Source organism: Methylocella silvestris (assembly GCF_002891535.1).
Lineage (GTDB): Bacteria > Pseudomonadota > Alphaproteobacteria > Rhizobiales > Beijerinckiaceae > Methylocapsa > Methylocapsa silvestris_A.
Genome location: NZ_PDZR01000008.1, coordinates 11,720 through 28,072 on the forward strand (window position 1 = coordinate 11,720; position 16,353 = coordinate 28,072).

A 16,353-nucleotide genomic window follows, 5' to 3' on the forward strand; every position below is an offset into this window, starting at 1 on the left:
TCCATGCGCGCCTGCCGCTGCTATTTTAGATCAAAGGACGGGTGAGCTTAATTTCGGTCCATCCGCACCGGCCTGCTGGCCCAGACGCCGCCGCGGACATACTGTTTGAGCGCCGGCTTGTTTTGGCTTCCACCCGATGGCTTGCAAGGTTTCAAGATGATTTATAATTTTAGCTTGGCCCATCAAAAAACGATCCTCGGCGCGGTTGGTGCAAGTTGCGCGCCCTTAAGGTTGCGCACCATGCACCAAATAGGCCCTTTGGTGCGTAGTGGTGCATTTCTGGTGCATTTCGCAAAAAGCGGCTATACATCTGTTTTATAGAGTATTTTTTAATCCGTGGTGCACCCGTTGGTGCAGTTTTGGCGCAGCTTTTGTTTGGTGTAGGCCGGTGTACCAAATCCTCAGTCTCGGGCGACATACCTTGTATGTCATTCGCTATTTTGATCATCGCTTATAACGTCGCTATTAGTCGCAATAATAGACTTTACGCACGCTAAACCTGCCGGCGTTAAAGACCTGGCCCGACAGTTTGTCGGTTCGCGAATGAGACGCTCAGCGCTTAAAGTCTCGAGCGCCGCCGCCACCGCTCGCCGGTCCATGCCCAGCTCGGCCGCTAGCATGCGCTGCGTTTGGCTAGGGTTCTCGTTCAACGCCAAAAGCACGCGCTCTCTCCGATCGTTTTCTTGCCCTCTGCGTGGCTTCACCTTGTGAGAAGAAACTTCCACGGGCTCGACGAGGCACGTTGTCACTTTATCGCTGTCCTCATCCATTCCTACGGTGATCGTCTTTAGGCGGAACCCGAAGACGGCTCCGGCCTCACCGTCGCGCAGCTTCGTGATTTTCATGGTGTGCACGCCGTCCTGGCCGGTCGCGCGCGTAACCTCCATTTCGAGATCAATAGCGCCGAGCAATGATGAGTGCCCGCGAGAGCCTTTGCCCGCATCTTTGCCGCTGTGGTGCACGATTAGCGCAAAGCAATTCAGCGTTGTTCTTATTCGCTCGCACGCGTCAATAAATTTGCCCATATCGACGCCTGAATTTTCGTCGGCGCCCTTAATGGCTTTTGCAAGCGTGTCGATCGCCACAAGCACAACCTCCCCTTGCTGATCTTTTATATCCTGGCAAATCTTCGCCACGTCGCTTGACGTCGCGTTCGAAAGATCAGGGGTGTATGGGTACAGCGCGAAGTTGCCCGGATCGCCGTGCTTGTCGCGCCATGCGGCGACACGGTTTTGGGTAAGGCTCCCGCCCTCGCAGGCGATGTAAGCGACGCCGCCGGTTTTGACGCGATGATCTCGCCAAGACAATTTCGCCGGGGCTGAGACATGCAAAGCCAAGTCCATCGCAGAGAACGTCTTGCCGCTGCCGGGCGCGCCGTACTGAACCCCTAAGCCGACACGCGGCAGGATTTTCTTGATGGTCCAGTTGCCGTTTATGACGGGAGCCGCGTCTTTGCCCAGGACCGCCCGAAATTTTATCGCGCCGGTCGGTCCTGCCGGGACGACCTTGGTTTTGACGTCAAATCCTTCCAGAGCCCCCCGAAGCACGTCGCGGTCGGCGCCGGTCGTCAAACTAAGGCTCTTTATCGCGGCGTCTTTGTCCTCATCAATCTCGTCGAAATAGACCGAGACGCGGTCGAAGTCTTTTGGCGCGTGTAACTCTGCTTGCTCATAAAGCCAGCTTGCGCCGCGGCGAAACGGTGGAACGCAGCGCGCCAAGTTTGCAATGACGTCGTCTGGATCGGCCGGCTCGCCGTCGTATTTGTCAGACCATTCGATAGCCAAGGCCTCTGCGGCTCCCGGATCGTCCGGCAGCGCCGCCTTGATCGAATAGAGCACGTCAAGCCAGGCTTCGCGCGTCGGATAGAGCGCTTCGGTGTTCGGCAGGCTGCGCACGGCGCGCGCGACGGCTTCCGCCGGCCCGGTGAACTTCGTTTGATCGCCGCCCGAGCCTGATCCTGCCGACAGCTTTCGCCCCCGGAACTCTGCATTCGGCATGATGTGCGAGAGCTCAAGAAAAAACGCCTCGACTTGCTCGGGCGTTACCTCTGTCAGCTCTTTGAACGGCGGTATCCCTTCCGGCCAGCTGTAAGGTTTTCCCGTCTTCGGGTGCGTCGCGCGCATGACGATCTGGCGCCGGTCTGTGCTGAGCTCTACAAGCTCGCGCTTCCCGTCAAGGCCATCGAACTTGACCTTTAGGAACGGGACAGGCAGCGAGCATCTATAGAGGAAAAGCGCTTTTGGCGCGCGGCCGACGCGCGGCCGCGCCGGCCCGAGCATCTTGCGCATGAGCTCGGACGCGCGCGCTGATAGGCCATGATCAAGCGTGTCGATGTCGACTGCGATCACGCCGGAGACAAGCCCCGTCATGAGGCCGACGCCGGCGCCCCATGCCGCCCATTCGAAAAGATCAGCGTCCGTCGTGCTATGTGTTTGCCAGCCGTGAAAACCGCTCCACGCCCCGTCTGCGTTACGCTTGCCTGGTATCTTGCCGATGAGCTCGGGCCTGATTTTCGAGCCCGCGCTCATCCTCGCGTCGTGCGGGATAATCGGCCGAAGCGCGCGATATCCGCGATCCCATAGCTCTGTGAAGCGATTGGACGAAGGCGAGCCGTGCTGCGGCGGGGCCGCCGGCGCCGCTGGTTCGTCGGCAGACGACTTGTCTTCGCCAACGCTTGGCGGTATAGAGTGATGATCCATTACTAAATCGCCTTTCGGAAAATCCCTGCATCAGTCGCGCGCTGCAGGGATTTTTCTTGTCTGCTCTTTGGTTGTGTCGGCAGCGCACAACAAGCGCGCTGCGTTCGTTCTTTCCCCGCCGGCGTCGATCAGCGCCAGTCGTCGCGGCGTTCCATCATTGGCGACGTCGCGGCGGAAGCGCCCTGACGGCTGTTCGGCTGGACGCCTTGCGCGCTCGACGCAGAAACCTTCCGTTCTTTTCGCTCAGGGCCGGTCAGCGCCAGGAGCGCCAGCTCGAGGTCTTGCTCGGCTTCCTCGATCGCAAGGCACGAAAGCAGCACGCCGAGTGCACGCCTGGCCCACTTGCTTCTCGGCCGCTCGCTTGGCTCGACGTCATCCTCGGCAACAGCCATCAACAGGCCTTCAAAGATATCGACAGCCTCGGCAGCGCCGGCGTCAGCAAATGGCAGCGTGAAGCGCCATGCGACGGCCTCAACGCGAGCGCGGGCGCCGAGGCGCTCAGGCGTGTCGCAACAGGCGACGAGCAGCGCGAATGTCCGCAAGACGATGCCCCGGCCGAAAGCAGCCTCGAATTGTGCTGGCGCGTTGGATTGGCTTAGGCGCTTGATCGTCGCTTGCAGCAAGCCCGTGGCCTGCGTGCGAAGGCAGTTCATTTCGGCTGCGTCTTGCCCGAGAGCCACTCGCGCACGTCGCCGGCGCGATAGCGCGGCCATCCTTCGATCCGCGTTACTTTCGGCCCTTGCCCCTGCGCCTCTCGGCGCCACACTTTCAGGGTGATAATTGCGAACCCTGACAGCGCGGAAACCTGCGCGTCGTTAAGCAACGCAGAGGCCGGCAATGTGTCGATATCAGGAAGGGGCTTTTTCGCGTGCATTCGCGGCCTGCGCGGGGGCGCCTCGGCCAAACTTGAAGCGGGCATGGTAGTGTCCCTGATGATTAAGCGCCGAGGCGCCCGGTTAGTCAGATCGCGGAAACAGGGACAACAGGGACACAGGGATCATTGCGACTGATAATCATCAATACCCGCGGCTATACTTGAAGTCAAGAATAAAAATAGTTTCTTCAGGGAAATGGCGAGTAAATGTATGTCTGTTGTATGTCTTAATCTTGTGACATGGTTGAGTGCAAGTGGATGATCTATCTGCCATACGTCGAATTTGCACTCATGGAATGTGAGTTTTTCACGGTCTCGTGATCGCGCCGACGTGATCCGCCCATAGCTCAAAAGCCGTTCGTAAAGCGGCAAGGCCGGCGTCCCGGTTGTAGCGCGCCTCGAGCCCGGATCGCGCATGGCCGAGCGCCAGCTCGGCAAGATCGGCTTCCACGCTCAACCGTGAGAGGCCCGTGCGGAATGTCCGGCGCAGATCGTGAAGCTTGAAGTCCACGCCAGAGGATTTCGAAAGGGCGCCCATCAGATCGGACCAGCCCGACATAGCCCCGCCGCTTCGGGCAGAAGCGAAGACAAGATCGGAACCGGCGCTAAGCGGGCATGCGTCCATCAAATCGGCGAGCGCCGGCGCGATCGGCACGGCATGGCCGCGGCCCTGTTTCACAAACGCAGCCGGCAGATTGATAACTCCCCCCTCCCGGTCGACCATTGACCACGTCAGCCCGGCGGCCTCGCCCCGCCGACAGCCGGTCAGGATCAAGAAACGGAGTAGACGCCCGAACGCTGTGCTGAGGCTCGCTGCTTGCCAAATCTTGGCGAGCTCGACGTCTGAAAGCGCCCGGCCGTGCTCCTGCTTCGAAATTCTGTCGGCTCGCGTCGCTCGCTCTTTGCGATAGCCGAGCAAAGGATTTGTCTGGAGCGCCTTGCTTTTGACGCACCAGGTGAAGAAAGCACGGGCCCTCGATCGGAAATCTTCGGCGGCCCCGGCCATGCCGCCTGTTTGAAGGGCTTCGATAATCGTCCACAGATCGGCGCCGGACACCGCCTTTACGTCTCGCGCCTTGAAGGGCGCCAGGCGGTTCCGGAGGCCGCCTATAACGGTCACTCGGTTGACATAGCCACGGCGGCCGAGATCGGCGTCGTAGCGGTCTAGGAGCGCCTCAACGCTCGACGCTTCCTTCCGCTTGAGCTCGACGCGTTCGGCCGCGGGGTCTTCGCCGGCCGCGACGCGTCCCGCCATCTCGCGCGCCAGCCTCCGGGCGTCGAGGGTCTTGACGCTAGGGAATGTGGAAAGCTTGAGCTTTTTCATGTTGGCGGCCCGGCCGGCGCCGGCCGGGCGGAAAGCCATGATCCAGGTTTTCGATCCCGGCCGCAGCCGAAGGCCGAAGCCGGTTACGTCGGTATCCCAATAGATCGTCTCTCCCGAGCCTTCGTCGAGCTGCGCATCCGCGGCAAAGGCATCAGTGAGCTTTCTTTTCGGCATTGGGCGCTCCCGCTCGCGCGTACGCAGCTTGGCGCCGTGCTACCCACGGGCCTTGGGTAGCACCTGGGTAGCACGGTTTGAAAATACGCGTTCAGCCGAAGCTATACGCTAATATTCCAGAAAAGCCATATAAATCAACAACAACGCGAACATGAAATATAGCGAGAAAGCCGAAGTTAACCCCGCCAAACCGGCGTTTCTTTCCTTTCACACGGGAGGGGTCACAGGTTCAATCCCTGTCGCGCCCACCATTAAATCAAAGACTTAGATGATATTAGCCTGACCCTATCAGGCACATTTTGGCGAACACTCGCAGAACATGGCGTGCGCAGACGTGGAAAATCCGTGGAGTTTGTGCGCGGTCCGTTCACCTTCGATCTTTCAAATCCGTGGTCACGACGTGATGCTCGACCGGCCCGCAGCGCTCGCCGAAGCGCTGTTCTCCACGGCGGCGTCCATGTCACCCTCCGGCGGGAGCCGCGAGTTTTGCATCGGAGGGCGCCGGGTCCGTCGACGGTTCTGGCCCGTTTTGCCCGATCGCGTCGCCGTCACGCTCTATCGAACAGAATTCCTTTGAGCATCCGGAGGATATGCGCCCTCGTCCAAATGTCCGCGACGGCGAAGCTGGGGCGCGCCTGCATGGCGCGCCAATAGCGCTCAAGCGCCGGCCGCCCCGATATTTCGGCGCCAAGGCCGACGAACGCGACGCGCGCGAGGAACACAGTGAGGATCGTATCGGCGACGCCATAAGCCGGTGGCGTCAGCGTCGCGCGGCCGTCGCTGAGGGCGCGCTCCATCCGCTCCAGAATGTCGATCGCCTGGGCGCGGCGGCGCTCCGCAAGTGGCCCAGCCGCGGCGGGATCGAAGATGCGGAGCCGCTTGGCGAAGACCTCGGCGCGCGCGCGATAAACCGCTGCAAGATCGGGAGTCTCCGCGGCGTGCTTGAGCAGGTGGCGGTGGACCCTTGCCAGCACTTTTGGGACCATGATGCGCGCCAGCCGGCTACGGGCGAGAAACAACCCGAAGGTCAGCTCTTCGATTGGAAGGGCGTAATGGAGATCGAGCCAGGCTTTGGCCTCCGCGCCCACCGTCGCCTCGTTGACGCCAAAAGCATATTCGGCGATGTCGCGACTCTGATCGAGAACGCGGTCCGCCAGCACAAGGGTCGGCACGGTCATGTTTGGATTGAGCCGGACATAGTCCGGTTGTTCCTGGCTGAGCCTGAAATGGATGTCGACGAAGACGCGTTCATAGGGGACGCCGCCTTCGGCGAGCGCGAGGCGCGCGATCATAGAATAATAGGAGGGCGGCGCATGATAAAGGCGCGGCTTCGCGCCGCCGGTTTCGCTGGCCTCCGACATGGCGGTTCCTCAGTGAAAGGGAGAAAAACTGATAGTCCGTGCGAAGAAAAAACGCTAGCGCGCGGCCAGCATTCCGCGGCTTCTGTTCAGCCGTCGTTGAAACCGGTCGTCGGAGCCCATCGTCGCTCTGCGCCCCTGCAGCCTTCCTCTCCTTGCATCCGGCTCGGCGGCCGGTCAGGGCTCACGATCGATGATCAGGAAACTCGGCCCCCGATGCGCGAGCGCGCGGCCGAGAACCTCGTCGATCGTCCGAAGATTTTCGATCTTTTCGGTGCGTGCGCCGAAGCCCTCGGCGATACGTCGCATATCCAGATCCGGATTATTGAAATCCATCCCGACGAACTGCGTGGTCTCGATCGTCGTCCCCATCGCGTTACACCACAAATCCTTCAGCAACCTATATTCGTGGTTCACGAAGCAGACGAAAATAGACGGGATGGCGTATTTGGCCGCTGTCCAAAGCGCGTGGATCGAAAAAAGGCTCCCGCCGTCGCCGACGAAGCAGACGGCGTGCTTTCCTGTCGCAAGTCCAATCCCGACGCCAAGCGGCATCGCCCAGCCCAACCCTCCGCCGCGGGGCGAAAAATGAACGTTGCGAAAACCCAGGCGAACTGCCATGTCCTGCACAATCGGATCCTCGGAAGAGCCCTCGGTGATGACATGCGTCGCCAGATCGAGATGACGCAGTAATCCCAGTATCAAAGCGTCGCTCGGGCGCTGGCCGGACGATGGATATTTGGCTTCCAAAGCCGCAACATCGGCGGTCCGCTCGCCGGGCGGCGCGGCTGGAGCTCCGATGTCCGCCGCCAATGCCTCCAATGTCGCTTTTATGTCGCCGAGAACTGCGAGGTCACAGGGATAATCGAAACCCAGCTGACTGGCCGCGGGCGCGATCTGAATCACTTGTAATTCGTTCGGTATTGCGGAGAGGCCATCATATGTGAAGGTGTCAACCTTCTCGCCGATCAACAGCATCGTGTGATAGCGGCTGAGCGTCGTGTTGATTTCCTTGGTGGTCGGCGGAAGCTGGCCGCGGAAGTTCGGATGCAGGGGATCGACGGCGCCCTGCACATGGAATGGCGCGGCGTAGATGTCGGCGGCGAGCGCCGTCGCAATGCGGCTTACAGAGTCGACGCCATGCGCGGCGCCGACCGCATAGTCGACGACGATGACGAGCTTGCCTGGCGGAACAGCCTGCAAGGCGCGCGAGACCTCGCCGATTTCGCGCGGCGCCATATCGTCAATGATGCGCGTCTTCTTGAATGTCGTGTTTTCGGTTTGCTCCAGCATGAAATCCATGGGAATCGACAGGAAGACCGGCCCTTTCGGCTGAAGCCTTGCCTGCAAATAGCAACGCTGCAGCGCCACCGCCAGATCGTCGGTGCGGATCACCTCATACGCATATTTGGTGGCGGTCTCGGCAAGCTTTGTGTTCGGCGCGCCAAGGACCGGATTGTGAATGAGGAAGTGCGAATCCTGCTGCCCGTTGATCACGAGCAGCGGTACACCGGACATCAATGCATTGCGCATATTGAACATGCCGTTGGCCAGACCTGGATAGGTGTGCAGGCTGACGATCGACGGCTTGCCGGTGATCAGCGCGTAGCCGGCGGCAATGCCGACCGCGCTCGATTCGTGCAATGACAGGATGTATGTAGCTTTCGACGCCGCTACGGCCGCGAGGAATGTCGTCTCCGTTGTCCCCGGATTGCCGAATACGAATGGAATTTCGTACGTCCCAAGGAAGTCCTGAATGAGTTCGCCGCCCGTCCGACCTGTCATGACCCGCTCCATATGACATTCATAACGTAGATTGGGATGCTATGCTTCCAATAGACCGGCCGCGGTTTGGGAGCATCAGGCATTCATCAATCGTCGTAGCCGCCTTCTGACGGATCGGCCAGTGCGCGTTTTGCGGACCGCAGCCGATCCCCGGATTGAACGCCTTGGCGGGATTTCGCTATCGGCATGATCTATCTCGACTGTCGGTCGCTGGCTTATCGAAGGTTCTCGAACGCGATCATCTCGGTGCGACAAGCTTCGCTGAAATCCTTGAGCGGGTCTGCGTCGCCTTTGGAGACCATCGCTTTCAGGTCGGCAAAACTCATATTGGGCGCCATGTAGGCGTCTCCGATAAACCGCACGAGTTTTTCAGCCTTTGCGACCACTTCGGGACTGGATATCAGACGCATTCGCCCAATCTGGGCATAGACATTCACGAATTGTCCAAGGGTCTGGCACTCATGTTCCAGGGCGTCGACCAGCAGGCGCGAGATCTCGGCTATGAACTCAGTATAAAGGGCCTCGCGTCGAACTACTTCACGAACCCGCCTTTCACTGACTAGTCGCCCATGCTGCGTAAACCAAGTCGTCGCGATCGCCGTCAGGCCGCCAATAAGCGAGCCGGCAAGGGCGGACAGGGCCGAAATCAGAGCCGGATCCATTTTCCTGCCTTTCCGTGACTTGAAGAGCGATGGTCTTGACCTTAAGCGTCGTGATCGAAACGGCCCTGGATCAGATGGCAGCAAGCATCGCACTTGTCCGATTCGGGGGAAAGTTCTCAACTCACGAATGCTAGCGATGAATCGCTGTCCGTGATTGCTTCGCGATCAGTTTACGGCGGCTTGCGAAGAATGTTCCCGCCACCCTCCGCCAAGGGCTTTGTATAAGGTCACGCTATTCTGCATCGCAGCTAACTTTAGACTAATCAGCGTGAGCTGTGCGCTGAACAATGCGTTTTGCGCTATCAAGACGTTTAGATAGGTATCGGCTCCAGCGCGAAACCGCATGTCGGATAAGTGATAGTAGAGCGCGTTCGCATCGACGAGGGCCTGCTCGGCGGCAACCTGTTTCACGTAGGCGCCGCGCGCGGCCAACGCATCCGCGACATCCCGGAAAGCGGATTGAATGGCTTTTTCGTAATTCGCGACTTCGGTTCGCTCTTCGATCTTCGCAATATCCAGATTTGCGAGATTTTGGCCTGCATCGAAGATAGGCACGCTGATATTGGGCTCAAACAGCCACGCGCCATGGGCCTTGCTGAAGAGGCGGCCGACGCTGCTGCTGGCCGTTCCATTATTCGCCGTGAGCGTGATGCTGGGGAAGAAAGCCGCTCTTGCAGCTCCGATGTTGGCGTTGGCGCCAAGCAGAGTGTGTTCGGCGGCGACAATATCAGGCCGGCGCTCAAGCAGATTTGCCGGCAAACCTGCCGGAAGTTGCGGAAATCTGGACTGCGAACTGAGCCCGCCGGCGGCGTTCATCCGCTTGACGAGCAGGTCCGGCAAAGGCGCGCCGACCAGCAATACAAGCTGATCCATATCCTGCGCGACCTGCCTCGTATATTGAGCGACGCTCGCTTCCGCTGTGTGCAAGGTCGTCTCGGCCTGGGCAACGTTGAGCGCATTGTCACTACCTTGCGAGGCCTTCAGCTTGGTTAAACGTAGGGAATCGCCTTGCGCCTTGACCGTATTCTGCGAAACGGCGAGCGCGTCCCTGTCAGCAAGCCAGGTGAGATAGGCTGAGGCGACCTGGGCGATGAGCGAAATTTGCGTGCTGAGGCGGGTGGCGGCGTCGCTCAGATAGGTTTCCTGCGCCTGTTGCGCCTGACTGCGGATACGTCCGAAGAGGTCGAGCTCCCAATTTACGGCCCCGAGCCCCACGCTATATTCGCGCATGGTCGTCGCGGAGGTAGACCCGTATACATCGCCGGGCGTGCGGGACCATTGCAGGCCAGAAGTGGCGTCAATCGTCGGAAACAGGCTGGCGCGGTCGGAGCGGTACTGCGCCTGAGCCTGAGCGACATTGAGTACGGCGACCCGCAGATCCCGGTTATTTGCTAGGCTGAGCGCGATCAATTCGCGCATCACGGGATCGATGAAGAAATCCCGCCAGCCGACGTCGGCGGCGGGAATCATATCGGCCGGCTTTACGCCAGCCGCGACAGAGCCGCCCGGCCAATTGGCGGCGACCGGCAACGCGGGACGCTGATAGTCGGGAACAAGGCTGCAACCACCCATGCTGATTGCGAGCGTTATGATCGTCAAGGGAAGTGGGCGCATGTCAGGCCTCCTGCCGGGCGTCAGGAGCGACATGATCGGTTGCTTCGCGTGATCTCCGCGGTGCCACCCGAAACAGCCGCAGCACGACCACGAAAAAGACGGGCACGAAGAAGATGGCGAGAAAGGTTGCGCTCAACATCCCGCCGACGACCGCTGTGCCGATGGCGACACGGCTGCCGGCGCCGGCGCCGGACGCGATGGCAAGCGGAAACGTGCCGAACATAAAGGCGATGGAGGTCATCAGGATCGGCCGCAGCCGCTCCTGCGCAGCTTTAATGGCCGACTCCGCGAGGGACATGCCGCTGTCGAAGAACGCCTTGGCGAATTCCACGATCAGAATGGCGTTCTTGACAGCCAAACCGACGGTGGTGAGTAATCCAACCTGAAAATATACGTCATTGTCGAGGCCGCGAGTCAGCGTGGCGATAATTGCTCCGACAACGCCTAAAGGCACGACCAGCAATACGGCGAGCGGAATCGGCCAGCTCTCATAGAGAGCAGCCAGACACAGCAAAATCACGATCAGGGATATGGCGTAAAGAGGCCCGGTCTGCGAGCCGGACTTTTGCTGCTCGTAGGACAGCCCGGTCCATTCATATCCGACGCCCTGTGGAAGTTTGGCGAGCAGGCCTTCCATCGTGGCCATGGCGGCGCCGGTGCTTGAACCTGGAGCGGGAGCGCCAAGAATCTCGAATGAGGTCAGGCCATTGTAGCCTTCGACTTTCTGCGGGCCCGATGACCAGGAGCCGCCGAGGAAGGAATCGAACGGCACCATGTTGCCGGCTGTATTGCGCACATACCATTGAGACAGATCCGAGGGCAGCATGCGTGAGCTGGCGTCGCCTTGAATATAGACCTGTTTGACGCGTCCGCCGCGCATGAACTGATTGACGAATGCCGAGCCCAGGGCGCCCTGGATCGTTGTATTGAGATTTGATACGGAAACGCCAAGCGCGTTCGCTTTCTCGCGGTCGATATCGAGACGATATTGCGGAGCGTCATCCAAACCGTTAGGGCGCACCGCCATGAGGCCGGGGGACTGCGCCGCCATGCCAAGAAGCTGGTTGCGCGCGGCAAGCAACTTCTCGTGCCCGAGTTGCCCGCGATCCTCGAGTTCCAGATCGAAGCCGGTGGCATTGCCCAGTTCCATCACGGCCGGAGGCTGAAACGCAAAGATCTGCGCGTCGCGATCGCCGCCGAAATGCTGCATGATGCGACCTGCGACCGCAGCTCCCGATTGGGATGCGTTCGGCCGTTCCGACCAATCTTTCAATTTGACGACAAAAAATCCCGCATTTTGCGCCTGGCCGGAGAAGTTAAACCCGTTGACCGAGAGAACCGATTCGGCGCTGTCTTTTTCCTGGGTCAACAGATAATCGGTCACGCGCCGGGTCACGGCCTGAGTCTGCTCGGCCGTCGAGCCGGGCGGCAGTGTGACTTGTCCAAACAAAAGCGCCTGGTCTTCGTCCGGCAAAAACCCGGTCGGCATACGCGCGAACAGGAAGACGACCGATCCCGCCACCAGAACGAGGCCAAGCATCGACCAGCGCGATCGCGCGATCATTCGTCCGACGCCGCCGCAATAGCGCCGATTCGTCCAGGCGAAGCCTCGGTTGAACAAGCCGAACAGGCCTTTCTGGCTGCTTTCTGCGCCATGCGCGCGCGGCTTGAGCAATGTGGCGCAGAGCGCCGGCGTCAAAGTCAGCGCGACAATAACGGATAGAGCCATGGCCGAGACAATCGTCACCGAGAATTGACGATAGATGACGCCGGTCGATCCGCTCAAGAAGGCCATGGGCAGGAACACCGCTGAAAGGACCAGCGCAATGCCAACAAGAGCGCCGGAAATTTCATCCATGGATTGCCGCGCCGCCTCACGTGGCGAAAGCTGCCGCTCGCTCATCAGGCGCTCGACATTTTCCACCACGACAATCGCATCATCGACCAGCAGGCCAACGGCAAGCACCATGGCAAGCATGGTCAGCGTATTGATTGAGTAGCCAAAAGCGGCCAGCACGGCAAAGGTGCCCAGCAGCACGATGGGCACGGCAATGGTGGGGATTAGCGTGGCGCGGAAGTTCTGCAGGAAAATGAACATGACCAGGAAGACGAGGGCGACCGCCTCGATCAGCGTCTTGGCCACTTCTTCTATCGACAGGGTAATGAACGGCTCCGTGTCCAGTGGATAGACAATCTCCAGCCCGGCCGGGAAAAATTGCGCCAAGCGGTTCAGTTCGTTTCGGACCGCGGTCTCTGTAGAGAGCTGGTTGGCGCCTGGGGCAAGCTTCAATGCAAGGGCAGACACCGGCTTGTTATTGTAGAGCGCTTCCGTCGCATAGGATTGCGCGCCCAATTCTACGCGCGCAACATCACGCAGGCGGACCTGCGAACCATTCTGGTTCACTTTCAGCAGAATATTTTCAAATTGCTCCGGCGTCTCCATCCGGCTTGGGCCAATGATGGTCGCATCAAGCCGCTGGCCCTTTTGTGCTGGCAGGCCGCCGAGTTCGCCGGAGGAAATCTGCACGTTCTGCGCGCTGATCGCAGTGGAGACGTCGCCGACCGTCAGAGAGTATTTAAAGAGCTTGTCGGGGTCGAGCCAGATGCGCATGGCATATTCAGAACCGAACAGGGTGAAATCGCCGACGCCGGAAATGCGGGTCAGCGGATCTTGCAAATTCGCGGCGACATAGTCGTTGATGTCGGCGCCGGACATGCTTTCATCGCTCGAAACCAATCCGACGATCAGCATGAAATTCTTGACCGCCTTATTGACCTTGATTCCTTGCTGGGTCACTTCGGTCGGGAGGTTGGCCTCGGCCAAAGAAAGCTTATTTTGAACTTGCACCTGCGCGATGTTCGGATCGACGCCCTGAACAAAGGTGAGATCTATTTCCATCGCCCCGCTGGACTGAGTGCTTGAGGAGACGTATTCCAGCCCGTCCAAACCGGATATTTGCTGCAGGATGGGTCGCACCACCGTATCCGCCACCGTCTGCGCCGAGGCGCCGGGGTAGGTAACAGTGATCGAGATCTGCGGGGCGGCGATGCTCGGATATTGGGCGATGGGAAGCTGGAAAATCTCGATGGCGCCACCGAGCATCAATATGAGGCCCAATACCCAAGCGAATATTGGGCGGTCGATAAAAAAACGTGACATGTCGTCCCTCGGCTATTGAACGTTGGATGTTTTCACAGCCGCCAAGGGACTGCTTGCCGGGATTGGCTGTACCGGCATTCCCGGACGAAGGCCCTGCAGACCGTCGACAATCACGCGTTCATCCTCTTTCAATCCGCCGGTGACGACCCATTGGTCGCCGATCGCCCGCTGGGTCTGAATCATACGCAGCCGCGCCGTATTGTCGGCGCCGACCACGAGTACTGTGGGATCGCCATGCGAATTGCGCGACACGCTTTGCTGCGGCAGCAGTATGGCGTTGCGATCTACGCCTTCCTGCAGTTCCGCGTGCACATACATGCCTGGCAGCAATAAATGCTTCGGGTTCGGAAACACCGCCCGCAGAAGCACTGTGCCGGTCCCTTCGTCTACGGTCACTTCGGAAAACTGCAGGGTTCCCGGCAATGGGTATGTACTGCCGTCTTCCAGTTTGAGCGTTACTTTGGCGCCGCCCGTGCTTTCTGTCTGAATATCGCCGGATTCGAGTTCGCGCTTGAGACGCAGCAACACAGTTGCCGATTGGTTGACGTCGACGTAGATCGGGTCGAGCTGCGTCACAGTAGCGAGGGCTGATGTCTGGTTCGCAGTGACAAGAGCGCCCGGAGTGAAGGCGGAGCGACCAATATTGCCGGAAATCGGCGCGAGGACCTTGGTATAGTTGAGGTTGATGCTGGCCTGTTCGATACTCGCCCTGGCGGTGGCGATGTCGGCTTCGGCCTCTTTCGCGGCGGCCACTGCATCGTCATAATCTTGCTTGCTGACAGCCTGCGCCGCCGCCAAAGGCTTATAGCGCGCAGCCTTGGCGTTAGCCGATTCGAGGGCCGCCTGATCATGCGCCAAAGTCGCCAGCGCGCTGTCATGGGTGGCCTGATAGGTGGCGGGATCGATCTGATAGAGCTGCTGACCTTCCTTGACTTCGCTTCCTTCGGTGAAGAGCCGTTTGAGAATCACGCCATTCACCTGTGGCCGGACATCGGAAGTCATCACCGCGGAGGTCCGGCCCGGCAACTCCGTTGTGCGTGCGACCGGCTGAGGATAGACCTTGATGATTCCGACCTGCTTTGGCGGCCCGGCGGGGGGGGGCGCCATCTTGGCGTCCTCCTTACATCCGGCGAGGAGGACAACGAGTAGAAGTGCGGCGCACGAAGTTGCGGATACAAACGGCGGGCGTGACATATGTTTCTCTGCGCATAACAGGCATTGGCCGTGCGGGGTCAGAAACACCTTGCCCGAACCGAAGCCTGTGGCTTAGATTGGAAACCGATCGGTTTCTAAATCGGAAACTGCACGGTTTCCGATTTAGAGTCAAGATTGTCGAACCTGCTGTGCTGGATGCGGTTAGAGATCAAAAAAAGGAGAGGGAGATGACCGAATCCGCGACAGGCGGCGCGCCATCCAGCGGGCGGGGGCGTCCGCGTTTACTCACGGTCGGTGATCGCCGGCGCCGATTACTGGATGCTGCGGAAGAATTATTCCTGGTCCATGGATATCACGCGACCACCATGGCCGACATCGCCCGGAGTGCGGGCATGTCTAAAAAAACATTATATCAGGTGTTTGCCTCTAAGGAGGCGCTGATTGAAGCCTTGTTGAGGGATCGCTTTCTTCCAATCATGTTGCCCGTGGAAGACGATGGCGCGCGCCCGGTTGCGGAGGTGCTCACAGACCTGCTGCGACATCTCGTGACCTTTGCTGTCGGGCCTCGCCAGATCGCGCTGGCGCGATTGATGATCGTCGAGGCTCCCCTCTCACTCGAAATGGCGACGGCCTTCGACCATCTCGGTCTCAATCGCGGCGAAGGCGCATTGGAACAATGGATCATTCTTCAAACCGAGCGCGGCAAATTGAATATCTCCAATCCTCAGGAAATGTCCGCCATTTTGTTTGCGATGGTCGCTGGAGATTTCATCTTGCGGTCGCTATTGCGGCTCGCTGATGAGCCCGAACATGAATTGATCGAGAAACGGATCAAATATGCGGTTCAGCTGGTGATGGACAACGCGACCAACGCGAGGCTCGCAACGGGGCAAGCGTTAACTTCGAGTCGGCCGCAGATTCGAAAGTAACCTGCCCTTCGAGGCGCTTTGGCGTCCCGTTTTGGGCGCAAGCCAATTTGAAGAAGCTGCCCTAGACTTTACTATTCCTGATTGGGTGAAGGCGGCGAAATCATCAGCTGTCCCGTGAACTGTGATGTCGCCGTCTTCCGATTCCATCCCGGTCCTGATCTCATGGCGTCGATGGTGCAGAATGCCTTTTCTCGCCGGGCCATCGCGTTAGCGGATCTACCTTGGAGCGTTCTGGCTTGCGCTTTCTGAAGCGGCAAATTGCGCCGCTCTTGGCTGATCCATTACGCCAGAGGCTTTTCCCCGCCGCCGCCAACCTTGATCTCGTGCGCCTTGATCTCGTCGCCGACCGCCTGCAAGGCGCCCTGGATTATCGCGAGCTTTTGCAAAGACTCGAGCGTCTGAGCGCCGCCTTCGGCGGCCAGCTCCTCAACGGCCGTCAGGCGTTGCGCTTCGAGGGCGGCCCTCAGGTGATGGATAGGTAGTGGATCGGTCATCAAATATACCCTTTCAAGCAGCTTGCGTCGTCATCCTAGCATCGGAGCCGGTGAAAACCAGCCCCGACATCGTTTGCGAGAGCCGGGAGCGGATCGGGGCCTCCCACTGCCACTGAGCGATGCAG

Annotated in this window: 12 protein-coding genes; 1 reads left to right on the forward strand and 11 read right to left on the reverse strand. The window is 59.5% G+C overall.

Annotation, left to right across the window (positions count from 1 at the left end):
- Window positions 1-428 precede the first annotated feature (428 nt).
- From CR492_RS08830 to CR492_RS08875, 10 genes are all read right to left on the reverse strand, one after another.
- Complete coding sequence (locus CR492_RS08830) at window positions 429-2,528, reverse strand: AAA family ATPase (RefSeq protein ID WP_180982485.1); 2,100 nt, start codon at window positions 2,526-2,528, stop codon at window positions 429-431.
- A 299-nt stretch (window positions 2,529-2,827) separates the two neighbouring features.
- Entirely contained in the window at window positions 2,828-3,091 is a 264-nt protein-coding gene (locus CR492_RS20490; protein WP_146030223.1) for a hypothetical protein, read from the reverse strand.
- A 257-nt stretch (window positions 3,092-3,348) separates the two neighbouring features.
- Window positions 3,349-3,573: a hypothetical protein gene (locus tag CR492_RS08840; RefSeq protein ID WP_102843393.1), complete on the reverse strand. Its 225-nt coding sequence runs from the start codon at window positions 3,571-3,573 to the stop codon at window positions 3,349-3,351.
- A 307-nt stretch (window positions 3,574-3,880) separates the two neighbouring features.
- Window positions 3,881-5,071, reverse strand: coding sequence for a tyrosine-type recombinase/integrase (locus CR492_RS08845; RefSeq protein ID WP_102843394.1), 1,191 nt, complete (start codon window positions 5,069-5,071; stop codon window positions 3,881-3,883).
- A 548-nt stretch (window positions 5,072-5,619) separates the two neighbouring features.
- Window positions 5,620-6,432 carry a glutathione S-transferase family protein gene (locus tag CR492_RS08850; protein WP_102843395.1) on the reverse strand — a complete coding sequence of 271 codons (813 nt, stop codon included), beginning with the start codon at window positions 6,430-6,432 and terminating at the stop codon, window positions 5,620-5,622.
- Between the two features lie 174 nt (window positions 6,433-6,606).
- A complete protein-coding gene (locus tag CR492_RS08855) occupies window positions 6,607-8,214 on the reverse strand; it encodes a thiamine pyrophosphate-binding protein (RefSeq protein WP_102843506.1) in 1,608 nt (535 codons plus the stop codon).
- Between the two features lie 215 nt (window positions 8,215-8,429).
- On the reverse strand, window positions 8,430-8,876 hold the full coding sequence (locus tag CR492_RS08860) for a hypothetical protein (RefSeq protein WP_102843396.1): 447 nt from the start codon (window positions 8,874-8,876) through the stop codon (window positions 8,430-8,432).
- A 165-nt stretch (window positions 8,877-9,041) separates the two neighbouring features.
- A complete protein-coding gene (locus CR492_RS08865) occupies window positions 9,042-10,523 on the reverse strand; it encodes an efflux transporter outer membrane subunit (RefSeq protein ID WP_348626709.1) in 1,482 nt (493 codons plus the stop codon).
- On the reverse strand, window positions 10,492-13,650 hold the full coding sequence (locus CR492_RS08870) for an efflux RND transporter permease subunit (protein WP_102843397.1): 3,159 nt from the start codon (window positions 13,648-13,650) through the stop codon (window positions 10,492-10,494). The genes CR492_RS08865 and CR492_RS08870 overlap by 32 nt, the downstream gene beginning before the upstream one ends.
- Before the next feature lie 12 nt (window positions 13,651-13,662).
- The gene (locus tag CR492_RS08875) at window positions 13,663-14,844 is read right to left on the reverse strand and encodes an efflux RND transporter periplasmic adaptor subunit (RefSeq protein WP_102843398.1); all 1,182 of its coding nucleotides are present in this window, start codon (window positions 14,842-14,844) and stop codon (window positions 13,663-13,665) included.
- A 188-nt stretch (window positions 14,845-15,032) separates the two neighbouring features.
- Here CR492_RS08875 and CR492_RS08880 point away from each other — a divergent pair, with 188 nt between their 5' ends.
- Window positions 15,033-15,734: a TetR/AcrR family transcriptional regulator gene (locus CR492_RS08880; RefSeq protein ID WP_102843399.1), complete on the forward strand. Its 702-nt coding sequence runs from the start codon at window positions 15,033-15,035 to the stop codon at window positions 15,732-15,734.
- A gap of 281 nt (window positions 15,735-16,015) precedes the next feature.
- Here CR492_RS08880 and CR492_RS08885 read toward each other — a convergent pair whose 3' ends face one another.
- The gene (locus tag CR492_RS08885; protein ID WP_102843400.1) at window positions 16,016-16,228 is read right to left on the reverse strand and encodes a hypothetical protein; all 213 of its coding nucleotides are present in this window, start codon (window positions 16,226-16,228) and stop codon (window positions 16,016-16,018) included.
- Window positions 16,229-16,353: the final 125 nt, after the last annotated feature.